The 21,541-nt window shown below is 60.2% G+C and carries 21 protein-coding genes; 11 read left to right on the top strand and 10 right to left on the bottom strand.

Going from position 1 to position 21,541, the window contains the following annotated elements; translation table 11 throughout:
* Positions 1-206: 206 nt before the first annotated feature.
* Both GPK94_RS09870 and GPK94_RS09865 read left to right on the top strand, forming a co-directional pair.
* Positions 207-707 carry a spore coat protein CotJB gene (locus GPK94_RS09870; protein ID WP_243207978.1) on the top strand — a complete coding sequence of 167 codons (501 nt, stop codon included), beginning with the start codon at positions 207-209 and terminating at the stop codon, positions 705-707.
* Positions 707-1,303, top strand: coding sequence for a manganese catalase family protein (locus GPK94_RS09865; RefSeq protein WP_101693086.1), 597 nt, complete (start codon positions 707-709; stop codon positions 1,301-1,303). Before GPK94_RS09870 ends, GPK94_RS09865 begins: the two co-directional genes overlap by 1 nt.
* A 59-nt stretch (positions 1,304-1,362) precedes the next feature.
* Here the strand turns inward: GPK94_RS09865 and GPK94_RS09860 are convergent, their stop codons facing one another.
* A complete protein-coding gene (locus GPK94_RS09860; RefSeq protein ID WP_101693087.1) occupies positions 1,363-1,821 on the bottom strand; it encodes a YhcH/YjgK/YiaL family protein in 459 nt (152 codons plus the stop codon).
* A 276-nt stretch (positions 1,822-2,097) separates the two neighbouring features.
* Between GPK94_RS09860 and GPK94_RS09855 the strand changes: the two genes are divergently transcribed.
* The 6 genes from GPK94_RS09855 to pfkA all read left to right on the top strand — a co-directional run bounded on the left by GPK94_RS09855 (position 2,098) and on the right by pfkA (position 8,870).
* On the top strand, positions 2,098-2,355 hold the full coding sequence (locus tag GPK94_RS09855) for a TM1266 family iron-only hydrogenase system putative regulator (RefSeq protein WP_101693088.1): 258 nt from the start codon (positions 2,098-2,100) through the stop codon (positions 2,353-2,355).
* On the top strand, positions 2,348-3,388 hold the full coding sequence (hydE, locus tag GPK94_RS09850; RefSeq protein WP_215655678.1) for a [FeFe] hydrogenase H-cluster radical SAM maturase HydE: 1,041 nt from the start codon (positions 2,348-2,350) through the stop codon (positions 3,386-3,388). Before GPK94_RS09855 ends, hydE begins: the two co-directional genes overlap by 8 nt.
* Before the next feature lie 71 nt (positions 3,389-3,459).
* Positions 3,460-4,878 carry a [FeFe] hydrogenase H-cluster radical SAM maturase HydG gene (hydG, locus tag GPK94_RS09845; RefSeq protein WP_215655677.1) on the top strand — a complete coding sequence of 473 codons (1,419 nt, stop codon included), beginning with the start codon at positions 3,460-3,462 and terminating at the stop codon, positions 4,876-4,878.
* Between the two features lie 18 nt (positions 4,879-4,896).
* Positions 4,897-6,096 carry a [FeFe] hydrogenase H-cluster maturation GTPase HydF gene (hydF, locus tag GPK94_RS09840; RefSeq protein WP_215655676.1) on the top strand — a complete coding sequence of 400 codons (1,200 nt, stop codon included), beginning with the start codon at positions 4,897-4,899 and terminating at the stop codon, positions 6,094-6,096.
* 132 nt (positions 6,097-6,228) lie between these two features.
* Positions 6,229-7,665, top strand: coding sequence for an adenylosuccinate lyase (gene purB, locus GPK94_RS09835; RefSeq protein ID WP_215655675.1), 1,437 nt, complete (start codon positions 6,229-6,231; stop codon positions 7,663-7,665).
* A 197-nt stretch (positions 7,666-7,862) separates the two neighbouring features.
* Positions 7,863-8,870, top strand: a complete 1,008-nt coding sequence (gene pfkA / locus GPK94_RS09830) for a 6-phosphofructokinase (protein WP_101693093.1) — start codon at positions 7,863-7,865, stop codon at positions 8,868-8,870.
* A 137-nt stretch (positions 8,871-9,007) separates the two neighbouring features.
* Here the strand turns inward: pfkA and GPK94_RS09825 are convergent, their stop codons facing one another.
* Positions 9,008-10,249: a 6-phosphofructokinase gene (locus tag GPK94_RS09825; protein WP_186963832.1), complete on the bottom strand. Its 1,242-nt coding sequence runs from the start codon at positions 10,247-10,249 to the stop codon at positions 9,008-9,010.
* Positions 10,250-10,432: 183 nt separating this feature from the next.
* Between GPK94_RS09825 and fba the strand changes: the two genes are divergently transcribed.
* Positions 10,433-11,398, top strand: a complete 966-nt coding sequence (fba, locus tag GPK94_RS09820) for a class II fructose-1,6-bisphosphate aldolase (RefSeq protein ID WP_186963831.1) — start codon at positions 10,433-10,435, stop codon at positions 11,396-11,398.
* A 122-nt stretch (positions 11,399-11,520) separates the two neighbouring features.
* Positions 11,521-12,024 (top strand): amidase domain-containing protein, encoded by a 504-nt coding sequence (locus tag GPK94_RS09815; protein ID WP_215655674.1) that lies wholly within the window; start codon positions 11,521-11,523, stop codon positions 12,022-12,024.
* A gap of 54 nt (positions 12,025-12,078) precedes the next feature.
* Here GPK94_RS09815 and GPK94_RS09810 read toward each other — a convergent pair whose 3' ends face one another.
* From GPK94_RS09810 to leuC, 8 genes are all read right to left on the bottom strand, one after another.
* Complete coding sequence (locus GPK94_RS09810; protein ID WP_252192563.1) at positions 12,079-13,026, bottom strand: tyrosine recombinase XerC; 948 nt, start codon at positions 13,024-13,026, stop codon at positions 12,079-12,081.
* A gap of 268 nt (positions 13,027-13,294) precedes the next feature.
* Complete coding sequence (radA, locus tag GPK94_RS09805) at positions 13,295-14,674, bottom strand: DNA repair protein RadA (protein ID WP_101693098.1); 1,380 nt, start codon at positions 14,672-14,674, stop codon at positions 13,295-13,297.
* A 13-nt stretch (positions 14,675-14,687) separates the two neighbouring features.
* On the bottom strand, positions 14,688-15,404 hold the full coding sequence (locus tag GPK94_RS09800) for an N-acetylmuramoyl-L-alanine amidase (RefSeq protein ID WP_252192562.1): 717 nt from the start codon (positions 15,402-15,404) through the stop codon (positions 14,688-14,690).
* Positions 15,405-15,607: 203 nt separating this feature from the next.
* Positions 15,608-16,798: a pyridoxal phosphate-dependent aminotransferase gene (locus GPK94_RS09795; protein WP_235964215.1), complete on the bottom strand. Its 1,191-nt coding sequence runs from the start codon at positions 16,796-16,798 to the stop codon at positions 15,608-15,610.
* 231 nt (positions 16,799-17,029) lie between these two features.
* Positions 17,030-17,818: a type III pantothenate kinase gene (locus tag GPK94_RS09790; RefSeq protein ID WP_101693100.1), complete on the bottom strand. Its 789-nt coding sequence runs from the start codon at positions 17,816-17,818 to the stop codon at positions 17,030-17,032.
* 101 nt (positions 17,819-17,919) lie between these two features.
* Complete coding sequence (gene leuB / locus GPK94_RS09785) at positions 17,920-19,002, bottom strand: 3-isopropylmalate dehydrogenase (protein ID WP_186963827.1); 1,083 nt, start codon at positions 19,000-19,002, stop codon at positions 17,920-17,922.
* 17 nt (positions 19,003-19,019) lie between these two features.
* Positions 19,020-19,505 (bottom strand): 3-isopropylmalate dehydratase small subunit, encoded by a 486-nt coding sequence (locus GPK94_RS09780; RefSeq protein WP_186963826.1) that lies wholly within the window; start codon positions 19,503-19,505, stop codon positions 19,020-19,022.
* A 32-nt stretch (positions 19,506-19,537) separates the two neighbouring features.
* The gene (leuC, locus tag GPK94_RS09775; RefSeq protein WP_101693103.1) at positions 19,538-20,797 is read right to left on the bottom strand and encodes a 3-isopropylmalate dehydratase large subunit; all 1,260 of its coding nucleotides are present in this window, start codon (positions 20,795-20,797) and stop codon (positions 19,538-19,540) included.
* 113 nt (positions 20,798-20,910) lie between these two features.
* Here leuC and GPK94_RS09770 point away from each other — a divergent pair, with 113 nt between their 5' ends.
* The gene (locus tag GPK94_RS09770) at positions 20,911-21,537 is read left to right on the top strand and encodes a Crp/Fnr family transcriptional regulator (protein WP_101693104.1); all 627 of its coding nucleotides are present in this window, start codon (positions 20,911-20,913) and stop codon (positions 21,535-21,537) included.
* Positions 21,538-21,541 lie beyond the last annotated feature (4 nt).

Here is a 21,541-nt window from a genome sequence, read left to right as displayed (position 1 = left end):
CGCCAGAATTTTTATTTTTGTCCCTTTGCTCCGTCCGGAACCGAAAAGAGAGCGGGAACCCGTCCATTTTCGCAAAGGGACCCGCTGTGGAGCGGAGAGCCCCTCCCCGCAAGGCGTTCCTGACCGGGGGAGGGGCGCATAGGATGGTCCGGAGACGCAGAAGTCCCCCCGCACCTGTCTCCAATCCATCTGAGGAGGAATCACACTTGTATCCAGATACCAACTCCCGCGCCCCGGGCAGCCGCATGGAGCAGGCACCCGGAGCGGAGAATGACCGCTGCTCCGACGGCTGCGGCCCGCTTCCCGAATGTGCGCCGCTGGCGGTCCCCTATGTGGCCTTCCAGCAGACCGACTCCAAGCGCTACAACCGGCAGGAGGCCCTCAACAACGGAACCCTCTTCCCGGGGCTGAATCTTCCCTTCCACCTGAAGCCGGAGGCAGCCGACGTGGTGAACGGCCCCCTGGCTGAGCTCCAGGCCCTGGAATTCGTCCTGGTGGAGCTGGGGCAGTACCTGGACACCCACCAGAGCGACCAGGAGGCCTTTGCCCTCTATCAGCAGTATGCCGCCATGGAGGAGGAGGGGCGCAGACAGTATGAGGCCCTCCACGGACCCCTTCGCCAGACCGCCACGGCCTCCAGCGAGAACTGGACCCAGTGGCTGAAAGATCCCTGGCCCTGGAACCTTGCGGAAGGAGGGAAGCGCTGATGTTCGTCTATGAGAAAAAGCTGCAATATCCCATCAAGATCGAAAACCCCAACCCGCAGCTGGCCTCCTTTATTATCAGTCAGTACGGCGGACCCGACGGGGAGCTGGGCGCGTCCATCCGCTATCTCAGCCAGCGCTACTCCATGCCCTATCCCGAGCTCAAGGGACTGCTCACCGACATCGGCGTGGAGGAGCTGGGACACCTGGAGATGGTGGGCACCATCGTCTATCAGCTCACCCGGAAGCTCTCGCCGGACGATCCCAGAATGGGGAACTTCGCCCCCTACTTCACGGACCACGGGGCCAGCGTATATCCGGCGGCGGCCTCCGGCGCGCCCTGGACCGCCTCCTATATCGGAGTCAAGGGCGACATCATCTGTGATCTGACTGAGGACCTGGCCGCCGAGCAGAAGGCCCGCGTCACCTACGATAACATCTTGCGGCAGTCGGACGACCCCGACGTCAGCGACGTCATCCGCTTCCTGCGCGAGCGGGAGATCATACATTTCCAGCGCTTTGGCGAGGCCATCCAGCTGGCCAAGGACAAGATGAACCAGAAGAATGTCTACTATATGAACCCCGTGCTGGACCGATAGAGACCATCCATCGGCAAAACAGGACCCAAGTCTTTGTTCCGACTTGGGTCCTGCATTTTTTACGGGTCCAGCTTCACTTTTACCACCATGCGCTTGACCGGAGCGGGCGCTCCGCAGGCCACACGGGGGGCATGGAGATCGTCCGGCCAGACGATATAGAACATGCCGGCCTCCAGCTTCAGGGTATCCCAGTCCCCGTTCCAGAAGCCGATGTCCTTCTGGGGATCATAGGGGACCGTCACCGGTACGGTACCGTTCTGGGCGTAGCCCACGCACTCGCTGCCCTCCAGGAGGTACTGGATGTCCGCATACCGCTTGTGGCCCTCCAGCTGGGACTCCTCCCGGGGCAGGGTGTCCACCTCAAAGAGCGTGGCAAAAATATTCTCCCCGTCAATGGTACATTTCTCTCCCGGCACCATGCTGGAAGGGTCGGCCTGCACCATCCATTCCAGCGCCTTCTGGAAGCGCTCCCCCAGGCCATAGTAGACGGCGGCATTCTTTACCCGATCGATCACCATCGTTCCATTCCTCCTTTTGCTTTCCAAATCGTTTCGCTTATATAGTACGTCTTTTGGCGCATAAATTCAACCGGAAATCCAGCCATGGATGAAAAAGATTTTCGAAAAAAAGAAGCCTTTACAAAAACTGAAATGAGCAGTATAATCAAGGCAACGCTGACGCGAAAGGGAGATTCTCCCTGACGGGGAAGGGTTGTGCAGAATACTGGTTTTCCGTATGGGCGCACCTTCTCTCGGTGCGTCCATTTTTCGTGCGTTACAAGGAGGAACTGATCTATGGAAGAATCGCGCGTGGCCCTTCTCGGCGTAGTGGTCGAGAATGCGGATTCCGTGGAAAAGCTCAACGAGCTGCTCCATCAATACAAGGACTATATCATCGGCCGGATGGGACTGCCCTACCGGCAGCGGGGCTGCAACATCATCTCCATCGTGCTGGATGCGCCCTCGGACGCCATCAGTGCGCTGTCCGGGAAGGTTGGCATGCTGCCCGGCGTGACCTGCAAGGCCATCTATTCCAAGCTGCCCAATGGATGAGCTGCTGGAAAAGCTGATCGAGGAGCACCATCTGAGCCGGGAGGAGTGGCGGGCGCTGCTGGCACGGCGCCGGTCCCTGGACCAGGCGCTCCTCTTCGGCCGGGCTGAGGCGGAGCGGCGCCGCTGGTATGGGGATGCCATCTACGTCCGCGGTCTCATCGAATGCACCAACATCTGCAAGAATAACTGCCTCTACTGCGGCATTCGCCGGGGCAATCCCGCGGTGAGCCGCTACCGCCTGGAGCGGGACACCATCCTGGACTGCTGCGCCCGGGGGTATGAGTGGGGCTTTCGCACCTTCGTGCTCCAGGGGGGAGAGGACCCCGGCCTCTCCCCGGACCAGATCGCGGATTGGGTAGGGGCCATCAAGGCCAACTGGCCGGACTGCGCCGTCACCCTCTCCTTTGGGGAATATGAGCGACCCATCTACCAGCTCTGGTTTGATGCCGGCGCGGACCGCTACCTGCTGCGCCATGAGACGGCGGACGCCGCCCATTACGCCATGCTGCACCCCCCGGAGATGGCCCTGGGCCATCGGCTGGACTGTCTGCGCACCCTGAAGGAGATTGGCTACCAGGTGGGTGCCGGATTTATGGTGGGCTCTCCCGGGCAGACCCCGGACACCCTTGCGGCCGACTTCTGCTTCTTGCAGGAGTTCCAGCCCCATATGGTGGGGATCGGCCCCTTCATTCCCCAGAAGGACACCCCCTTTGGCGGAGAGACGGCCGGAACGCTGGAGGATACCCTCATTCTGCTGGCGCTGGTGCGTCTGCTGCTGCCGCGGGTCCTTCTTCCGGCCACCACCGCACTGGGTACCATCCACCCCCAGGGGCGGGAGCTGGGGATCAAGGCGGGGGCCAACGTGGTCATGCCCAACCTGTCGCCCCCCGCCACCCGGGAGAAATATACGCTCTACGACCATAAGCTCTGCACCGGGGAGGAGGCCGCAGAACATCTGGCCGGCCTGAAACGGCGCCTGGCCTCCATCGGCTGCACGGTGGCGGTCCACCGCGGAGATTTCCCGGGGAATTAGAAACACCCAAGAAATAAAAACTAATGGGGAAGGGACTGTCTCCTGACCCAGAAGAGAGGAAGAGATCATCCATGTATAATCCCAAGTCCAGAAAAGCAGAAGAATTCATCGACCATCAGGAGATTTTGGATAGCCTCGCCTATGCCGACGCCCATAAGAGAGACGCGGCCGTGATCGACGCCATCCTGGAAAAGGCCCGGCTGCGCAAGGGCCTGACCCACCGGGAGGCCTCCGTCCTGCTGGCCTGTGAGCTGGAGGACAAAAATCAGGAGATTTTTGCCCTGGCCCGGCAGATCAAGAAGGATTTCTACGGCGACCGGATTGTCATGTTCGCGCCCCTGTACCTGTCCAACTACTGCGTCAACGGCTGCCTCTACTGCCCCTATCACGCCAAGAACAAGCACATCCCCCGCAAAAAGCTGACCCAGGAGGAGATCCGGGCGGAGGTCATCGCCCTCCAGGAGATGGGCCACAAGCGTCTGGCTCTGGAGGCAGGGGAGGACCCGGTCCACAATCCGCTGGAGTATATTCTGGAGTCCATCCACACCATCTACTCCATCCAGCACAAGAACGGCGCCATCCGCCGGGTCAACGTCAACATTGCCGCCACCTCGGTGGAGGATTACCGGAAGCTGAAAGAGGCGGGCATCGGCACCTACATTCTCTTCCAGGAGACCTATCACAAGGAGAGCTATGAAAAGCTGCATCCCACCGGGCCCAAGAGCAACTATGCCTATCATACCGAGGCCCACGACCGGGCCATGGAGGGCGGCATCGACGATGTGGGCCTGGGCGTGCTCTTCGGTCTGGAGCTCTACCGCTATGAATTTGCCGGACTTCTGATGCACGCGGAGCATCTGGAGGCCGTCTTCGGGGTGGGTCCCCACACCATCAGCGTGCCCCGGGTCTGCCCGGCCGATGACATCGACCCCGGTGATTTCGATAACGGCATCTCGGACGATATTTTCGCCAAGATCGTGGCCTGCATCCGGGTGGCGGTGCCCTACACCGGCATGATCATCTCCACCCGGGAGAGTCAGGCCGTCCGGGAGCGTGTCCTGGGCCTGGGCGTCTCCCAGATCTCCGGCGGTTCCCGCACCAGCGTGGGCGGCTATGCGGAGGCGGAGCCCGAAGAGGAGAGTTCCGCTCAGTTCGACGTGTCGGACCACCGCTCTCTGGATGAGATCGTGCGCTGGCTCATGGAGCTGGGCTATGTCCCGTCCTTCTGCACCGCCTGCTACCGGGAGGGCCGGACCGGAGACCGCTTCATGTCCCTGTGCAAGGCGGGACAGATCCAGAACTGCTGTCTCCCCAACGCCCTGATGACCCTCAAGGAGTATCTGGAGGACTACGCCGCCCCCGCCACCCGCGCAGCGGGCGAGCAGGTCATCGCAAAGCAGCTGGAGTACATCACGAATCCCAAGGTAAAAGAGATCGTCACCGAGCACCTGGCCCAGATCGCCCAGGGACAGCGGGACTTCCGGTTCTAAGACGGGGAGAGGACACATATGAGCTTGAACGACACCCCTTCCGGCGAGCGCCTGCGCATCGCCTTTCTGGGCCGGCGGAACGTGGGAAAATCCAGTCTGGTCAACGCCTTCACCGGACAGGACCTGTCCATCGTGTCGGATACCAAGGGCACCACCACCGATCCCGTGTACAAGGCCATGGAGCTCTTGCCGCTGGGTCCGGTCCAGATCATCGACACCCCCGGCTTTGACGACGAGGGGGAGCTGGGCGCCCTGCGTGTCCGCCGGACCAAACAGGTCCTCAACAAGGCCGATCTCGCCATCCTGGTGGCTGACGCCACCCAGCCCCTGGGCCCCCAGGAGCAGGAATGGCTCGCCCTGATCCGGGAGCGGCAGATCCCCTTCCTCCTAGTCTGGAACAAGGCCGATCTGCTCCCCGCCGTCCCGCCCCCGGAAGAGCATGCGATCTGGACCAGCGCGCAGACCGGCCTGCACATCCACGAGCTCCGGGAGGCCGCCGCGAAGGCGGCAGTGCAGGAGCAGCCGGAGCGTCACCTGGTGGCCGATCTTCTGGAGACGGGGGACACCGTTGTCCTGGTGGTTCCCCTGGATGGGTCGGCCCCCAAGGGGCGGCTCATCCTGCCCCAGCAGCAGACCATCCGGGACTGCCTGGAGGCGGGGGCCTGCGTCATGGTGTGCCGGGATACCGAATTGCCCCTCCTGCTGGACAAGCTGGGTCAGCTCCCCAAGCTGGTCATCACGGACAGCCAGGTCTTTGCCTCGGTGTCCAAGATGGTCCCGCCCTCGGTGTGGCTGACCTCCTTCTCCATCCTGATGGCCCGCTATAAGGGGGACCTGGCCCTCACCACCCAGGGTGCCCAGGCCGTGTCCCAGCTGCGGGACGGGGACAAGGTCCTGATCGCGGAGGGCTGCACCCATCACCGGCAGTGTGAGGACATCGGTACGGTCAAGCTGCCCCGCTGGGTCCACAAGTTTACCGGGGTGGAGCCCGCCTTCACCTTCTGTTCCGGCCGGGATTTCCCGGAGGATCTGAGCGAGTACAAGCTGGTCATCCACTGCGGCGGCTGCACGCTGGGGGAGAAGGAGATGAAGTTCCGCCAGCGCACGGCGGCCGACCAGGGAGTCCCCATCACCAACTACGGCATTCTGATCGCCTATCTCAACGGGATCCTGCCCCGCACGCTGGAGCCCTTCGCTGCGTCGGGCGCCCCGCTGTGACCGTCGCGCCGGGAGAAAAGGAATGACTTGTGAGGATTTTCATTTTATGCTATACTTTTTAAGATAAGGTCGTTGGAGTGGGGCGGAATGCGCCCGCCCGCTCCGAAACTGACGCACAAAGGGGTTTCTGAAATGAGTAAGCAGGTATATGAGAGTCCGCTCTCTTCGCGCTACGCCAGCGATGAGATGCAATATATTTTTTCTCCCGACAAAAAGTTCACCACTTGGCGGCGGCTCTGGATCGCCCTGGCCCGGGCTGAGATGGAGCTGGGCCTTCCGGTCACCCAGGACCAGATCGATGAGATGGAGGCCCACCTCCACGAGATCGACTACGATCTGGCCGCCGAGAAGGAGCGTCAGCTCCGCCACGATGTGATGGCTCACATCCACGCCTTCGGCGCCATCTGCCCCAAGGCCATGCCCATCATCCACCTGGGCGCCACCAGCTGCTATGTGGGTGACAACACCGACGTGATCCTGATGCGGGAGGGTCTGGAGCTGGTACGGGACAAGCTGGTCCAGGTTCTGGCCCATCTGGCCAAGTTCGCGGACGAGTACAAGGCGCTGCCCACCCTGGGCTTTACCCATTTCCAGCCCGCGCAGCTGGTCACCGTGGGCAAGCGCGCCACCCTCTGGATGAACGAGCTTCTGATGGATCTGGAAGAGGTCGAGTACCGGATCTCCAGCCTGCGCCTGCTGGGCTGCAAGGGCACCACCGGCACCCAGGCCAGCTTCCTGGAGCTCTTTGAGGGCGACCATGAGAAGTGCAAGGAGCTGGACCGCCAGATCGCCCGGGAGATGGGCTTTGACGCCGTCACCCCGGTCTCCGGCCAGACCTACTCCCGCAAGGTGGACGCGGCCGTCCTGGCCACCCTGTCCGGCATCGCCCAGTCCGCCAGCAAGTTCGCCACCGATCTCCGCCTGCTCTGCCACCTCAAGGAGGTGGAGGAGCCCTTTGAGAAGAATCAGATCGGCTCTTCCGCCATGCCCTACAAGCGCAATCCCATGCGGTGCGAGCGCATCTGCTCTCTGGCCCGCTATGTGATCGCCGACGCCGCCAATCCCGCGGTCACCGCCGCCACCCAGTGGTTTGAGCGCACCCTGGACGACTCCGCCAACAAGCGCATCTCCGTGCCCGAGGCCTTCCTGGCTGTGGACGCTATCCTGAACATTTACAGCAATGTGGCCTCCAACCTGGTCGTGCATGAGAAGGTCATTGAGAAGCACGTGCTGGAGGAGCTGCCCTTCATGGCCAGCGAAAACATCATGATGGACGCCGTCAAGCGGGGCGGAAACCGCCAGGAGCTCCATGAGCGCATCCGCGTCCACTCCCTGGAGGCCGGCCGAAACGTCAAGGATCTGGGCCTGAGCAACAACCTGATCGATCTCATCGCGGCCGACCCCATGTTCGGCATGAGCCGGGAGGAGCTGACCGCCCATCTGGAGCCCAGCCGCTACATCGGCCGGTGCCCCGAGCAGGTGACCGACTTCCTGAACGAGTATGTCAATCCCGTTCTGGAGGCCCACGCCGCCGCTTTGAGCCAGAAGGAAACCGAGCTTAAGGTATAACATAGCAGACGAATGCAGTCCGTATTATTTTGCGGACTGCATTCTTTCTTTTCTGTTTTCTGTTTTATATTTACATTAATTTTCTTATGAAGTCTTTTGAGACTTGTTTTTCTTGAAATTACATTGTAGAAAGGCAATAAGTGTGCTATAATAGCAATATCACGATGCAAATGCTCGGTAAGAAGGAGGCTCTTTCCATGGAAAGAAAGCAAGTACGCCGGATCGGCGTATTTACCAGCGGCGGTGATGCACCCGGAATGAACGCGGCGATCCGTTCGGTGGCCCGTACGGCGCTGCATATGGGGATCGAATGTATCGGTATCCGGCGCGGATATCATGGTCTCATCAACTGCGATGTGCTCCCCTTGGATTTCGAAAGCGTCAGCGGGATCTCCCGTCAGGGCGGCACCATGCTCTACTCCGCACGGAGCAAGGAGTTTATGGTCCCGGAGGGGAGAGAGAAAGCCGTGGGCACCTGTAAGCTCCTGGGGATCGACGGCCTGGTGGGAATCGGCGGAGACGGAACCTTCCGCGGCCTTCTGGAGCTGTCCAAGCTGGGGGTCTCGGTTGTCGGTATCCCCGGAACCATCGATAACGACATCGCCTGCTCCTCCTACACCATCGGGTTTGATACCGCCTGCAATACCGCGCTGGACTCCATTGACAAGCTGCGGGACACCATGCAGTCCCACGAGCGCTGCTCGGTGGTGGAGGTCATGGGACGGCACGCCGGACATCTGGCCCTCTATGTGGGCGTCGCCTGCGGCGCGACGGCCGTTGTGGTCCCCGAGCAGGACATTGACTACGAGCACGATCTGATGGAGCCCATCCGCCGGGCCCGTCTGAGCGGACGCACGCATTTTATGGTCATTGTGGCGGAAGGCGTGGAGGGCGGCGCCTACGGCGTCGCGGAGAAGATCCGGGAGGCCACTGCGCTGGATACCCGCGTCACCATTCTGGGCCACGTGCAGCGGGGCGGACGTCCGTCCTCCCGGGACCGGGTGACTGCCACCTACATGGGTTACGAGGCGGTCAAGCTCCTGGCAGCAGGGGAGAGCAACCGGGTCATCTGCCTCCAGGACGATCAGTATGTGGATTTTGACATTGCGGATGCGCTTTCCATGAAAAAGAGCCTGGATCAGCAGACTTACAGCGTGATGCGGGCACTGACCGGCATGGAGCAGGTCCGCCTCAAGGATCAATAAGCAACCAGAAAGCGCCCGATCGGATTACCGGTCGGGCGCTTCTATTTTTTCTTCGGAATGGGCAAAAAAACACAGGGACGGGTTCTCCCCCGTCCCTGTGTTTTCATTTTTGATGGCGAAAGCGCCGATTACGCCGATTACATGGAGGTGGTGAGGACCTTCTTCAGCTTGGCGAAGCGGGGGAGAGAGTTCTCCTTGGGGCCGTTGGCCTCGCCCTGGATCAGGGGCAGGACATAGTCGATGAAGGGCTGCTCGATCCCGTTGCCGGCGGCATTGATCCACTCGCGGGGCACCTTCTTCTCGAAGTTGGCCACGATGTCCAGGGGCTCCAGCACGGTCTCGCAGTGATAGCCGCCCTCACGGCTGCACTTGAAGGCCACCATCTTGTCGGTGACGCCGGAGACAGCGGCCTCCACAGCGGCCTTACCGGCGGCAAAGGCCTCCTCGATGTCGGTCTTGGAAGCCACATGAGAGCCGCAGCGCTGGAGCAGGGAGAGCTCGATGCCGCGCACCTTGGCGCCGGTCTTGGACTTGACCACCTCGGCCAGCATGGCAGCCAGGCCGCCCAGCTGGGCATGGCCGAAGCCGTCGGTGGCAGAGGTCTTGGCCTCGGACACGAAGGAGCCGTCGGCATAGTGGATGCCCTCGGACACGGCGATCATGCACTTGCCGGTCTTGTTGTAGATGGCCTGCACGTCGGCGATGAAGCGGTCCATGTCAAAGTCGACCTCGGGCAGGTAGATGAGGTCGGGGCCGTAGCCGGCCCAGGTGGCCAGGGCGGCGGAGCCGGCCAGCCAGCCAGCGTGGCGACCCATGATCTCCACGATGGTGATCATGCCGGTGTCATAGACGTGGGCATCGCGGTGCACTTCCATGCAGGAGGTGGCGATGAACTTGGCCGCGGAGGCAAAGCCGGGGCAGTGGTCGGTGCCGTTCAGGTCGTTGTCGATGGTCTTGGGCACGCCGATGATGCGGCACTCATAGCCGGACTTCTGCATGTACTTGGAGATCTTGTTGCAGGTGTCCATGGAGTCGTTGCCGCCGTTATAGAAAAAGTAGCGAACGTCGTATTTTTTGAAGATCTCCAGGATACGCTTATAATCAGTATCGTCCTTGTCGGGGTCGGCCAGCTTGTAGCGGCAGGAGCCCAGCTCAGAAGAGGGGGTATATTTCAACAAATCCAGCTCGGCGGCATCCTCCTGACCCATGTCATAGAGGCGGTCCTCCAGCACACCCTTGATGCCGTGGGCAGCTCCCAGCACCCGAGTGATGTTCCCATTGTCCAGTGCAGTGCGAATTACGCCAAGCGCACTGGCGTTAATCACCGCAGTAGGACCACCAGATTGACCAATAATGCACGCGCCCTTGAGTTCGTTCATAGCTTAATCCTCCCGTTAAGTGTTTTTTGCGTTGTTTTTGTGCAGTTTTTTCCTTTCTTAACTGAGAAATTTAGATATTTATGTACTCAAATCTAAATTTCGCATTATTATATCATGCCCTCTTGTAATTATCAATGTCTAATGATAAAATCTACTTGTAATTTAAAAAAGGAGATGAGCCTTATGCCTCTCGTTACCACTACTGAAATGTTCAAAAAGGCCTATGACGGCGGATATGCCATTGGTGCATTCAATGTCAACAACATGGAGATCGTTCAGGGCATTACTGAGGCGGCCAAGGAAGTCAATGCTCCCCTGATCCTTCAGGTTTCCAAGGGCGCCCGCGCCTATGCCAACCACACCTACCTGATCAAGCTGGTGGAGGCCGCTATTGAGGAGACCGGTCTGCCCATCTGCCTGCATCTGGACCACGGCGATTCCTTCGAGCTGTGTAAGTCCTGCATCGACGGCGGCTTTACCTCCGTCATGATCGACGCCAGCTCCAAGCCTTTTGCTGAAAACATTGAGATCACCCGCAAGGTCGTCGAGTATGCCCATGACCACGGCGTCGTCGTCGAGGCTGAGCTGGGCGCTCTGGCCGGCGTAGAGGATGAGGTCAACGTCTCCGCCGAGGACTCCCACTACACCCGTCCCGAGGAGGTCGAGGAATTCGTCTCCAAGACCGGCTGTGACTCTCTGGCCATCGCCATCGGCACCAGCCACGGCGCTTACAAGTTCACCGCCGCTCAGTGCACCCGCAATGAGAAGGGCGAGCTGGTTCCCCCTCCGCTGCGCTTCGACATCCTGGACGAGATCGTCAAGCGTCTGCCCGGCTTCCCCATCGTGCTCCACGGTTCTTCCTCCGTGCCCCAGGAGTTCGTGCGGATGATCAACGAGAACGGCGGCAAGATGCCAGACGCTGTCGGCATCCCCGAGGAGCAGCTCCGTCAGGCCGCCCGCGGCGCCGTTTGTAAGATCAACATCGACTCCGATCTGCGCCTGGCCATGACCGGTACCATCCGTCAGTTCTTCAACGAGCATCCCGAGAAGTTCGACCCCCGCGAGTACCTCAAGCCCGCCCGCGCCAACATCAAGGAGCTGGTCAAGCATAAGCTGATCAACGTCCTGGGCTGCGACGGAAAGGCGTAATCGATCCAAGTCAAGTCTTGAAAAATGCGATGTGTTCCTTTCGAACACATCGCATTTTTTGCTCTCCGCAGGCGCAATCCGGAGGAATCGGGCATACAATGCTTTGGAAAGGGGAGTGCTGTATGCTGACATTTCCATACGATCGCGTCCGTGCCGTGACCTATGCGCACCAGTGGGCCTATCGCCGGAACCCGCGTTACTACGACTACCAGGACATCGGAGGGGACTGCACCAATTTTGCCTCGCAATGCCTCTATGCCGGGTCGGGCGTCATGAATTTTACGCCCACGTTTGGGTGGTATTACCGCAATGCCAACGATAAAGCGCCTGCATGGAGCGGCGTGGAGTATTTTCGGAATTTTTTGGTGCGGGAAGAGGAGAATGAGGGCCCCTTCGGCAGAGAGGCCCCCATGGCGGAAATCAAGCCGGGCGATTTTGTCCAATTGGATCTCGGATATGGCCGCTTCAGTCACACTTCCATTGTGGTGGCCGTGGGAAGGCGTCCGAACCCGCAGAATATTCTGGTGGCCACCCATTCCATGGATTCCGATTACCGCCCGCTCCGCTCCTATTCTTACGAAAAAGTGCGCTTTATTCACATATTAGGGGTAAGATCCCTCATTTAATCCCAAAATCAGGCCAAAATAGGGAGGAGGGCAGGGGGGGAGGCCCCAAAAAACTCATTCTTCTTCCGAAGAGGATTCCGCTTTTTTTCTCCGGATCTGGCCCAGAGGATTGGCCTTTGCGGCGGTCCTCAGATTTTCATTGTCCACGTGAGTATAGATCTGGGTGGTGTTCAGGTTGTCGTGCCCCAGGACTTCCTGCAAGGTACGCACATCCACGCCGTTTTGCAGCATCAGAGTGGCCGCGGTGTGCCGCAGCTTGTGGCTGGAGTAGAGCGTACTGTCCAGGCCGGCCTTTTTCAGGCGCTGCTTGACCATATAGTGGACCGCGTCCTTGGTCATGCGGGTATGCTTTCGGGTGATGAACAGGGCGTCCGGATCGGCCGAGGCACAGTGGCTGCGTTCCTCCAGCCAGTCATCCAGCGCCTGCCGGCAGGCGTCGTTCAGAAAGAGCACCCGTTCTTTGTTGCCCTTGCCAAGCACGCGGATCTGGTTGTCCCGCACATCGGTCAGGTTCAGGGCGACTAACTCGGAAATCCGCATGCCGCAGTTCAAAAAGAGGGTCAGGATGCAGTAATCCCGGGCCTGATTGGGCTCGTCCACGTGTTCCAGCAATTGGATGCACTGCTGGAGGTCCAGATACCGGGGCAGCGTTTTTTTCAGCCGCGGGGCATCCAGATCATTCATGGGATTTTCTTCGATCAATTTTGCCTTGCTGGTCAGATACTTATAAAAGGAGCGGATGGTGGCGACTTTCCGGGCACGGGTGGGTGCGCTCAGGCTGCGATCCCGGTCCAGGTAATCCATAAACGCATAGACGTCGGCCAGCGTGACGCTGCGCGCCAATGCGAGATCCACATCGGAAACCGAAATCTCATCCATGGGAGTCTGGGCCGGCACATATTTTTTTTGCAGCTTCATGAAGCGGAAAAAGGTGCGCAGGTCCAGATAATATTCGTCGATCGTTTTTAAAGAGTGACCCTGAATGGTGCGATGATACGTCAAAAAATCACGGATTAATTTCGGAGCTTCGGTACGGTAGTCCAAGGTGCGTCGAATGGGGTTTCAGGGCCCAAATCGGGCCAAAACCGGAGAAGAGCCGGAAAACCCTCCACTCAACTCAACAAAATTTTTATTTTGTTGAGTTGTAAATAGGGGCCCATCGGCACTTCCCCGAACGCCATTCTGTCCTCCTTTCTCGGGTGTCATATCGTTGGTTTCGCGTTGTACATCTATCTATGTGCAAAGTTCGTGTTGTACGTCTGTTTTTCTCTTACAGGATGGCAGCCAGCGCCTCCCGGATGTTTTTGACGCGGATCAGCTGCAAGCCATCCGGGACCGACAGCGTGCCGCTGCTGCGCGCCGGGATCAGGCACTTGGTAAAGCCCATCCGGCGCACTTCGCTCAATCGCTGGCCCAGTGCGCTGACCGAACGCAATTCGCCCGTCAGTCCGACCTCTCCAATGGCCGCCAGATCGTTTGGAATGGGCTTATCCCGAAAACTCGACGCCAGCGCCATGATCATGGCCAGATCTGCGGCGGGCTCCTCCAGACTCAGGCCGCCGATCACGTTGATATAGGCGTCGCAGGTGCTGACCATCAGCCCGCCCCGCTTTTCCAGCACGGCCAGCAGCAGCACAGCCCGGTTGAAATCAAAGCCGTTGGAGGTGCGGCGCGGCACATTGAAGCTGGTGGGCGCCAGCAAGGCCTGCACCTCGGCCAGCACCGGACGTACGCCCTCCATCACACAGGTCACACAGGTGCCCGGCGTGTCCTGCGGGCGCCCGTCCAGCAGCATCTCGGACGGATTGGGAACTTCTGACAATCCGTGGTCGGCCATCTCAAAGACCCCGATCTCATTGGTGGCGCCAAACCGGTTTTTCGCGGCCCGCAGGATGCGGTAGGCCATCTGCTGCTCTCCTTCGAAATACAGCACGCAGTCCACCATGTGCTCCAGCACTTTCGGACCTGCGATGGAGCCCTCTTTGTTCACGTGTCCAATGACGAAAATAGTCACACCACTCCCCTTTGCCAGCTGCATCAGGGTCATGGTGCACTCCTTCACCTGCCCGACGCTTCCCGGTGCGGTGGAGAGATCTCCATTGTAGAGGGTCTGGATGGAGTCGATGATCAGAATATCCGGATTCAAGGAGTTTACCGCCTCCACCACCTCCTCCAGATTGGTCTCGGAGAGCAGATAAAGTCCGTCGCTGTGGATCTGAAGGCGCTCCGCCCGCAGCTTGATCTGGCGCTCCGACTCCTCCCCGGAGACATAGAGCACCTTGGAAAAGCGGCAGAGATGGTCACAGATCTGGAGCATGAGGGTGGATTTGCCGATGCCCGGCGCGCCACCCACCAGGACCAGGGAGCCCTTGACCGCTCCCCCGCCCAGCACCCGGTCCAGTTCGCTCATCCCCGTCTCAAAGCGCAGCTCGTGGGTGGCCTCGATCTCCTTCATCTGCTTGGGCAGGCGGAGCGACGTGCGTCCGCTCTCCCGCATGGATACGCTCATGCTGCTGCCGGCGGCCTTTCGCTTGCTCTCGGCAGGCCGCTCGGTGATGGTGTTCCATGCGTGGCAGGCCGGGCACTGCCCCGCCCATTTGGGCAGCTCGTTTCCGCACTCTGTACAATAAAATTGGACCTTTGCTTTCATCTGTATAAGCTCCTCACATTTGCGTCAGTTCCTGGAGCCAGGCTCCCGACAGCACCACGGCCAGCTGACACTGGTACACGCTGCTGCGGAGCTTTGCCTCCTCCTCCGGATTGGTCAGAAAGCCGCATTCCACCAAAATGGCCCGGCAGGAAATATGATTCATGAGATAGACATCTTTGGAAATGGGCTTGGCGGCCCGCTGATTGGACGGATCCAGAGTCTCCCGCAGCAGCGTCTGCGTCCGCTCCGCAAAGGGCAGACTCAGGTTCTCGTTGGCATAGAACACCTGCGCGCCATGGTAGGCCCCGTTGGGAAAGGAATTCTGGTGGATGCTCATGAGCGTGGCCTCCGGAAACTGCTCGATCTGCGCCACACGGTTGTGGAGATCAGAGCGTTTTTTCTCCCGCAGGCTCTGGGCCGAGCTGTCATGGAGCGAGCGGTCATCACGGCGCAGCAGCAGCGGCGGCTGCCCGCAGAAGGCCAGAATATCCTCCATATTGCATGCGATGGCCAGATTGATCCCACTCTCCGGCGTGCCGGTGAGGGAGACCGCTCCCCCATCCTCCCCACCGTGTCCCGCGTCGATGATCAGAAGCTCCGATGGGTCCCCGGAGGCCGGCGCAAAAGCCGGAACCCGTTCCGAGTGATTCGGAAGCAATGCCACCGCCAAAAGCAAGAGCAGCGCGATCCCGGTCCACCGCTTTTTCCGTATGTAGTTCATCCAATCCATAGTCTCCCTCCCCTGCCGTCCCATCTTATGCAACCAGAAGGGCCACTATGTGAAGTAGATTATAACACATATGTTCCATGCAGGCAATTGTTCCCCGGAACGCGCTGTCCTCTTTGCCCAAAAAAGAGCACCCGGCGCACAGATCTCTCTGTGTTCCGGGCGCTCTCCTTATTATATTATAAGGTAGAATTACGTAAATTGAGTTATTCTGCCAGGAACCGCTCCAGACGATCCAGGCCCTCCCGGATGTTGTCCATGGAGGTGGCATAGGACCATCGCACGAAGTTCTTGGCGCCAAATCCGGCGCCGGGCACCACCGCCACCAGGCCCTTTTTCAGGAAGGCGTCGGCGAATACGTCGTCATCGGTGATCTCCACGCCCTGGATGGTCTTACCGATCAGCTGCTCCAGGTTCATCATCACATAGAAGGCGCCCTCCGGGCACAGGCAGCTGACCCCGGGAATGCGGTTCATCCGCTCCACCAGATAGTTGCGCCGCTCCTCAAAGGCCTTGCGCATTTCCTCGATCTTCTCCTGGGGGCCGGACAGCGCCACCGCCGCCGCCTTCTGGGAGATGGCCACGGGAGAGCCCGTGGAGTGGCTGACGTAGTTTGCCATCACCTTGGCGATCCGGTCATTGGCACAGGCATAGCCGATTCTCCAGCCAGTCATGGCGTAGGACTTGGACACACCGTTGATGAGGATGGTCAGCTCCTTGGCCTCGGGGCTCAGGCTGGCGAAGCTGGTGAACTTCCGTCCGTCATAGAGCAGGCCATAGTAGATCTCATCGCTGATCACATACACGTCATTGGCAACGCAGACCTGGGCAATGTCCTCCAGCTCCTCCCTGCTGTACGCCATACCGGTGGGATTGGAGGGGTTATTCAGGATCAGGGCCTTGGTCTTGGGCGTGATGGCAGCGGCCAGCTTTTCCTTGCTCAGTTTGAAGTGCTCCGCCTCGGTGGCCGTCACCACCACGGGCACGCCGCCCACCATCCGAATGAGCTCGATGTAGCTGACCCAGTAAGGCGCGGGCAGGATGACCTCATCGCCGGGGTTGACCAGTGCGCGCAGCGCCAGATAGACCGCATGCTTGGCGCCGCTGGTCGCCACCACCTGGTTGGGCTTATACTGCACGCCGCAGTCAGCCGCGATGCGGTCACAGACCGCCTGGCGCAGCTCTACGGTACCGGCCGCAGGCGTATAGCGGGTCACATTCTGCTCAATGGCCTGAATGCCCGCCGCCTTGATCTCGTCCGGCGTATTAAAATCCGGCTCGCCCGCACCAAAGCCAATAACATCAATGCCGTCCGCCTTCATCTGCTTAAACAGGGAATCGATGGCCATGGTGGTGGAAGCCTGGACAGACTCTGCAATTCGGGATAGCTCTTTCAATGTGGATCTCCTCCAACTCCAAAATTCCGTTCTGTATGTTATTATATGTTCCTTCCCTCAAAAATGCAAGTACGATTTTCAAAACTTTCAAAATTTGATTTTACCGATCGCTTCCTGCAGATTACAGGGCAGAAAAGAAGGGCCTCTTGTTCCTTTTTCCAAAAGAACCGGAAGCCCTTCCCCGTTTCTGCATGTTTTCTGTCATTTCTGCCCGGCCGATACGGAATTCCTTCACATACGCCGGTGCCGGAGCGCCTGATTTTTCTGGTAGATGAGAAAGAGTCCATCCAGAAGCAAATCTGCATTATAGACGATGGAATGCCTGCAATGCTTCAAAATATCCGGCACAGCGGTTCCCGTCGCGATGATGGAGGCAATGGACATACCGCTGTCCGCCTCGATCCGATCGATCATGCCGTCGATCATGCTGGCATTTCCGTAGACCACGCCGGAGCGCATGGCGTTGACGGTATTGTGCCCCAGCAGACTCTCGGGCGCCTCGATGGAGATGTGGGGCAGCTCGGCCGCCGCCTGAGACAGGGCCTCCACCGCCACCCGAACGCCGGGCATGATGATGCAGCCCTCATAGCTGTTCCCCTGCAAAAGAGACATGGTGATGGCCGTTCCCATATCAATGACGATCAGGGGTGAGGGATAGCGCGCGATGGCGGCCACCGAGAAGGCGACAATGTCGCTTCCCAGCTGTGCATGGAGGTCGGACTTGATATTCAGTCCCGTCTTGACCCCCGGTCCCATGACCATAGGCTTTTTCCCTGCCACGAACTCCGCCGCGCCGCAGATGGCCGCCGTGACGGGCGGCACCACGCTGGAGATCATGATCCCGCTGGTGTCCGCCACACTCGCCCCGTGGAGCCGAAAGACGTCCAGAAGCTGGATGGCCCACTGGTCCTGAGTCGCGCTTTTATAGGTCGGCAGGACGGAACGAAATACCAGCGTCCCATCCTGCCGGAACAGCCCAATTGTGGTATTGGAATTGCCCACGTCGATCGTTAAAACCAAGCCTGTCACTTCCCTTTCGTATTCCATGTCGATTGTAACAGACTTTTGTTTTTCTGACAAGCATGGGCCTTTTTTGCAGACGGATTTTTCGCCCGTGCCTTTTATGCCCGCAGCTTCTGGCAGATCAGATCGCCCATCTGCTTGGTACCGATGGGGGTGACACCGGCCTCTGCGATGTCGGCGGTCCGCCAGCCGTCGGCCAGCACGCCGTCCACAGCGGCCTCAATGGCGCTGGCCTCCGCCTCCAGGTGGAAGGAGTAGCGCATCATCATGGCCACGGACAGGATGGTGGCGATGGGATTGGCCTTGTCCTGGCCCGCGATGTCCGGGGCAGAGCCGTGGATGGGCTCATAGAGGCCGGGGGCGCTGTCGCCGATGGAGGCCGACGGCAGCAGCCCGATGGAGCCGGTCACCATGCTGGCCTCGTCGGAGAGGATGTCGCCGAACATATTCTCGGTCACCACCACGTCGAACTGCCCCGGCGCACGGACCAGCTGCATAGCGCAGTTGTCGACCAGGACGTCCTCATAGGCCACATCCGGGTACTCCTCCGCCAGGCGGTGCATCACAGAGCGCCACAGGCGGGAGGTCTCCAGCACATTGGCCTTGTCTACGCTGGAGACCTTCTTCCGGCGCAGGCGGGCCAGCTCAAAGGCACGGCGGCCGATGCGCTCGATCTCCATCTCGGAGTAGGCCATGCGGTCGGCGCACTCCATCCCCCGGTCCTCGGTCTGGTACTTCTCCCGCTGTCCGAAGTAGATGCCGCCGGTCAGCTCACGGACCATGAGCAGGTCGATCCCCTGCTCCGCCGTCTCCTTCTTCAGGGGGCAGGCGTCCGCCATGGCCGGACGCAGGGCCGCGGGACGCAGGTTGGCATACAGCCCCAGGTCCCGGCGAATGGCCAGCAGGGCAGTCTCCGGCCGCTCCTCCGCCGGGCGGTCCGAGCCCCACTTGGGTCCGCCCACCGCGCCCAGAAGGACTGCGTCGCAGGCCTTGCATTTCTCCGCCGTTCCGTCCGGGTAGCTCTTCCCCACCGCATCGGTGGCGCAGCCGCCCAGGAGGACGTCCGTATAGGTAAAGGTATGTCCGAACCGCTCGCCCACGGCATCCAGAACCTTGACAGCCTCGCCCACCACTTCGGGGCCGATGCCGTCTCCGCGGATCAGTGCGATCTTAAAGTCCATTGTTGTGTCCTCCCCTCTTATTTGGCCACTCCGCGCACCTTCAGGGAGCGGAGCAGGCCGCCGTTGTCAATGATCTCGCTGACAAAGGCCGGGAAGGGCGCGGCCTGGTACTCCTTCCCCGTGGTCTCGTCCACGATCTTTCCGGTGGCAAAGTCCACCTTGACCTGATCGCCGGCCTGGATCTCGGCCGCAGCCTCCGGGCACTCCATGATGGGGAACCCGATGTTGATGGAGTTGCGGTAGAAGATCCGCGCAAAAGAGGCCGCGATGACGCACTTCACGCCGCACGCCTTGATGGAGAGGGGCGCATGCTCCCGGGAAGAACCGCAGCCGAAGTTGGCACCGCCCACGATGATGTCGCCCGGCTGCACGGTCTTGGCAAAGTCCGCGTCGATATCCTCCATACAGTGGGAGGCCAGAGCTTTGGGATCGGGATTGTTCAGATGGCGGGCCGGAATGATCACGTCGGTATCCACGTTGTCGCCATATTTAAAGACCTTCATGGTTGACTTCCTTTCTGTTCCAGTATCGGCGCTTACAGCGTCTGGGGATTTGCCACACAGCCCGCCACCGCGGAGGCCGCGGCCACCGCCGGGCTGGCCAGGATGATCTCCGAGCTCACCGGTCCCATGCGGCCCACGAAATTGCGGTTGGTGGTGGAGATGGCCCGCTCGCCGTCGGAGAGCACGCCCATGTGTCCGCCCAGGCAGGGGCCGCAGGTGGGCGTGGAGACGGCGCATCCCGCTTCAATGAAGATCTGGATCAGACCCTCGGCCATGGCGTCCAGCATGATCTGCTGGGTGGCCGGGAACACGATGCAGCGCACGCCGTCGTGGACCTTGCGTCCCTTCAGGACCTCGGCCGCCTTGCGCATGTCCTCCAGACGGCCGTTGGTGCAGGAGCCGATGACGACCTGCTGGATGGGGGTCCCGGCCACTTCGTCCACGCTGCGGGTGTTGGAGGGCAGGTGGGGCAGCGCCACCGTAGGCTGGAGGGTGTTGAGATCGATCTCGATCTCCCGCTCGTACACCGCGTCCGGGTCGGCCTCAAAGGCCTCCCACTCCCGGCTGACCCGGCCCTGGAGATAGGCTCGGGTGGTGTCGTCCACGGGGAAGATGCCGTTCTTCGCGCCGGCCTCAATGGCCATGTTGGAAATGGTGAAGCGGTCATCCATGGAGAGGGCGGCCACTCCGTCGCCGGTAAACTCCAGCGAGCGGTAGAGGGCGCCGTCCACCCCGATCATGCCGATCAGGTGCAGGATCAGGTCCTTGCCCGACACATAGGGGCGGAAGGAGCCGTGCAGGGTCACCTTGATGGCGGAGGGCACCTTGAACCAGGCAAGGCCCGTGGCCATTCCGGCCGCCATATCGGTAGAGCCCACACCAGTGGAAAACGCGCCCAGCGCGCCGTAGGTACAGGTGTGGGAGTCGGCGCCGATCACCACCTCACCGGGGGCGACCAGGCCCTTTTCCGGCAGAAGAGCGTGCTCCACGCCCATCTGGCCCACGTCATAGAAGTGGGTGATCTGGAAGCGCTGTGCAAAGGAGCGTGCCTGGGCGCACAGCTGCGCGGACTTGATGTCCTTGCAGGGGGTGGAGTGATCCAGAACAATCGCGATCTTATCCCGATCAAAGACCTGCGTCAGGCCGGCCTTTTCAAATTCCGTAATCGCCACAGGGGTCGTGATATCGTTTCCCAGGACCAGATCCAGCTTCCCCTCAATCAGCTGTCCGGCCTCCACTGCGGATACGCCGGCATGCTTTGCCAAGATTTTTTGGGTCATTGTCATTCCCATGATCCATTCCTCCTGTGTATGGTTTTGTGCTTTTTATTATGACAGGTTTCTTGCGGAAAGAATGTAAACTGTGATACAATTAAAACAATACAGTACATCGGAGGACTTCGCATATGGATGTATGGGCGCCTCTTGCCGAGGGCAAAAAGCCTCAGCTCTACGCTCCGGGGCAACTCATTTATTTACAGGGGACCGAAGCGTCCCAATTTTACTACATCATGGACGGGACCGTAAAATGCTTCCTGAGCGCAGAATCGGGAGAGGAGCGGATCCTGACCTTTCACTATGGCGGCGAGCTGATCGGAGAGGCCTCGTTCTTCGACCGTCAGCCCCGGGTCTCCTCTGCGGTGGCGGTCACCCCCTGCTCCCTGGTCGTCGTGGACCGGGCACACCTTCAGCAGGTCTTTGAAAAACATCCGGACCTTGCCATCCCCATGCTGGAGTATCTGGCACGGACGGTCCGGCTCCTCTCCGTCCATGTGGACAGCACCTTTCTCCAGGCGGACCAGCGGATCGCACGGCATCTGCTCTCCCTCTCCGCCGCTTCCGACCGCGGGGAGATCCTCTGTACCCATGAGGAGATCGGCGCGTCGGTGGGGGTCAGCCGGGTGACGGTCAGCCGGGTCCTGGGGGAATTTGTCCGCCTGGGCTGGATCAAAACCGGGTACCGCACCGTTCAGATCCTCCGCCGGCGGGCATTGGAACAACTGGTGGAGCGCGGCTCCCAGGAAGCGCACTGATAAG

The organism is Pseudoflavonifractor sp. MCC625 (assembly GCF_018784545.1).
Lineage (GTDB): Bacteria > Bacillota > Clostridia > Oscillospirales > Oscillospiraceae > Pseudoflavonifractor_A > Pseudoflavonifractor_A gallinarum.
Note: the sequence above shows the minus strand (reverse complement) of the source record. Positions and strands in the feature narration are given on the sequence as shown.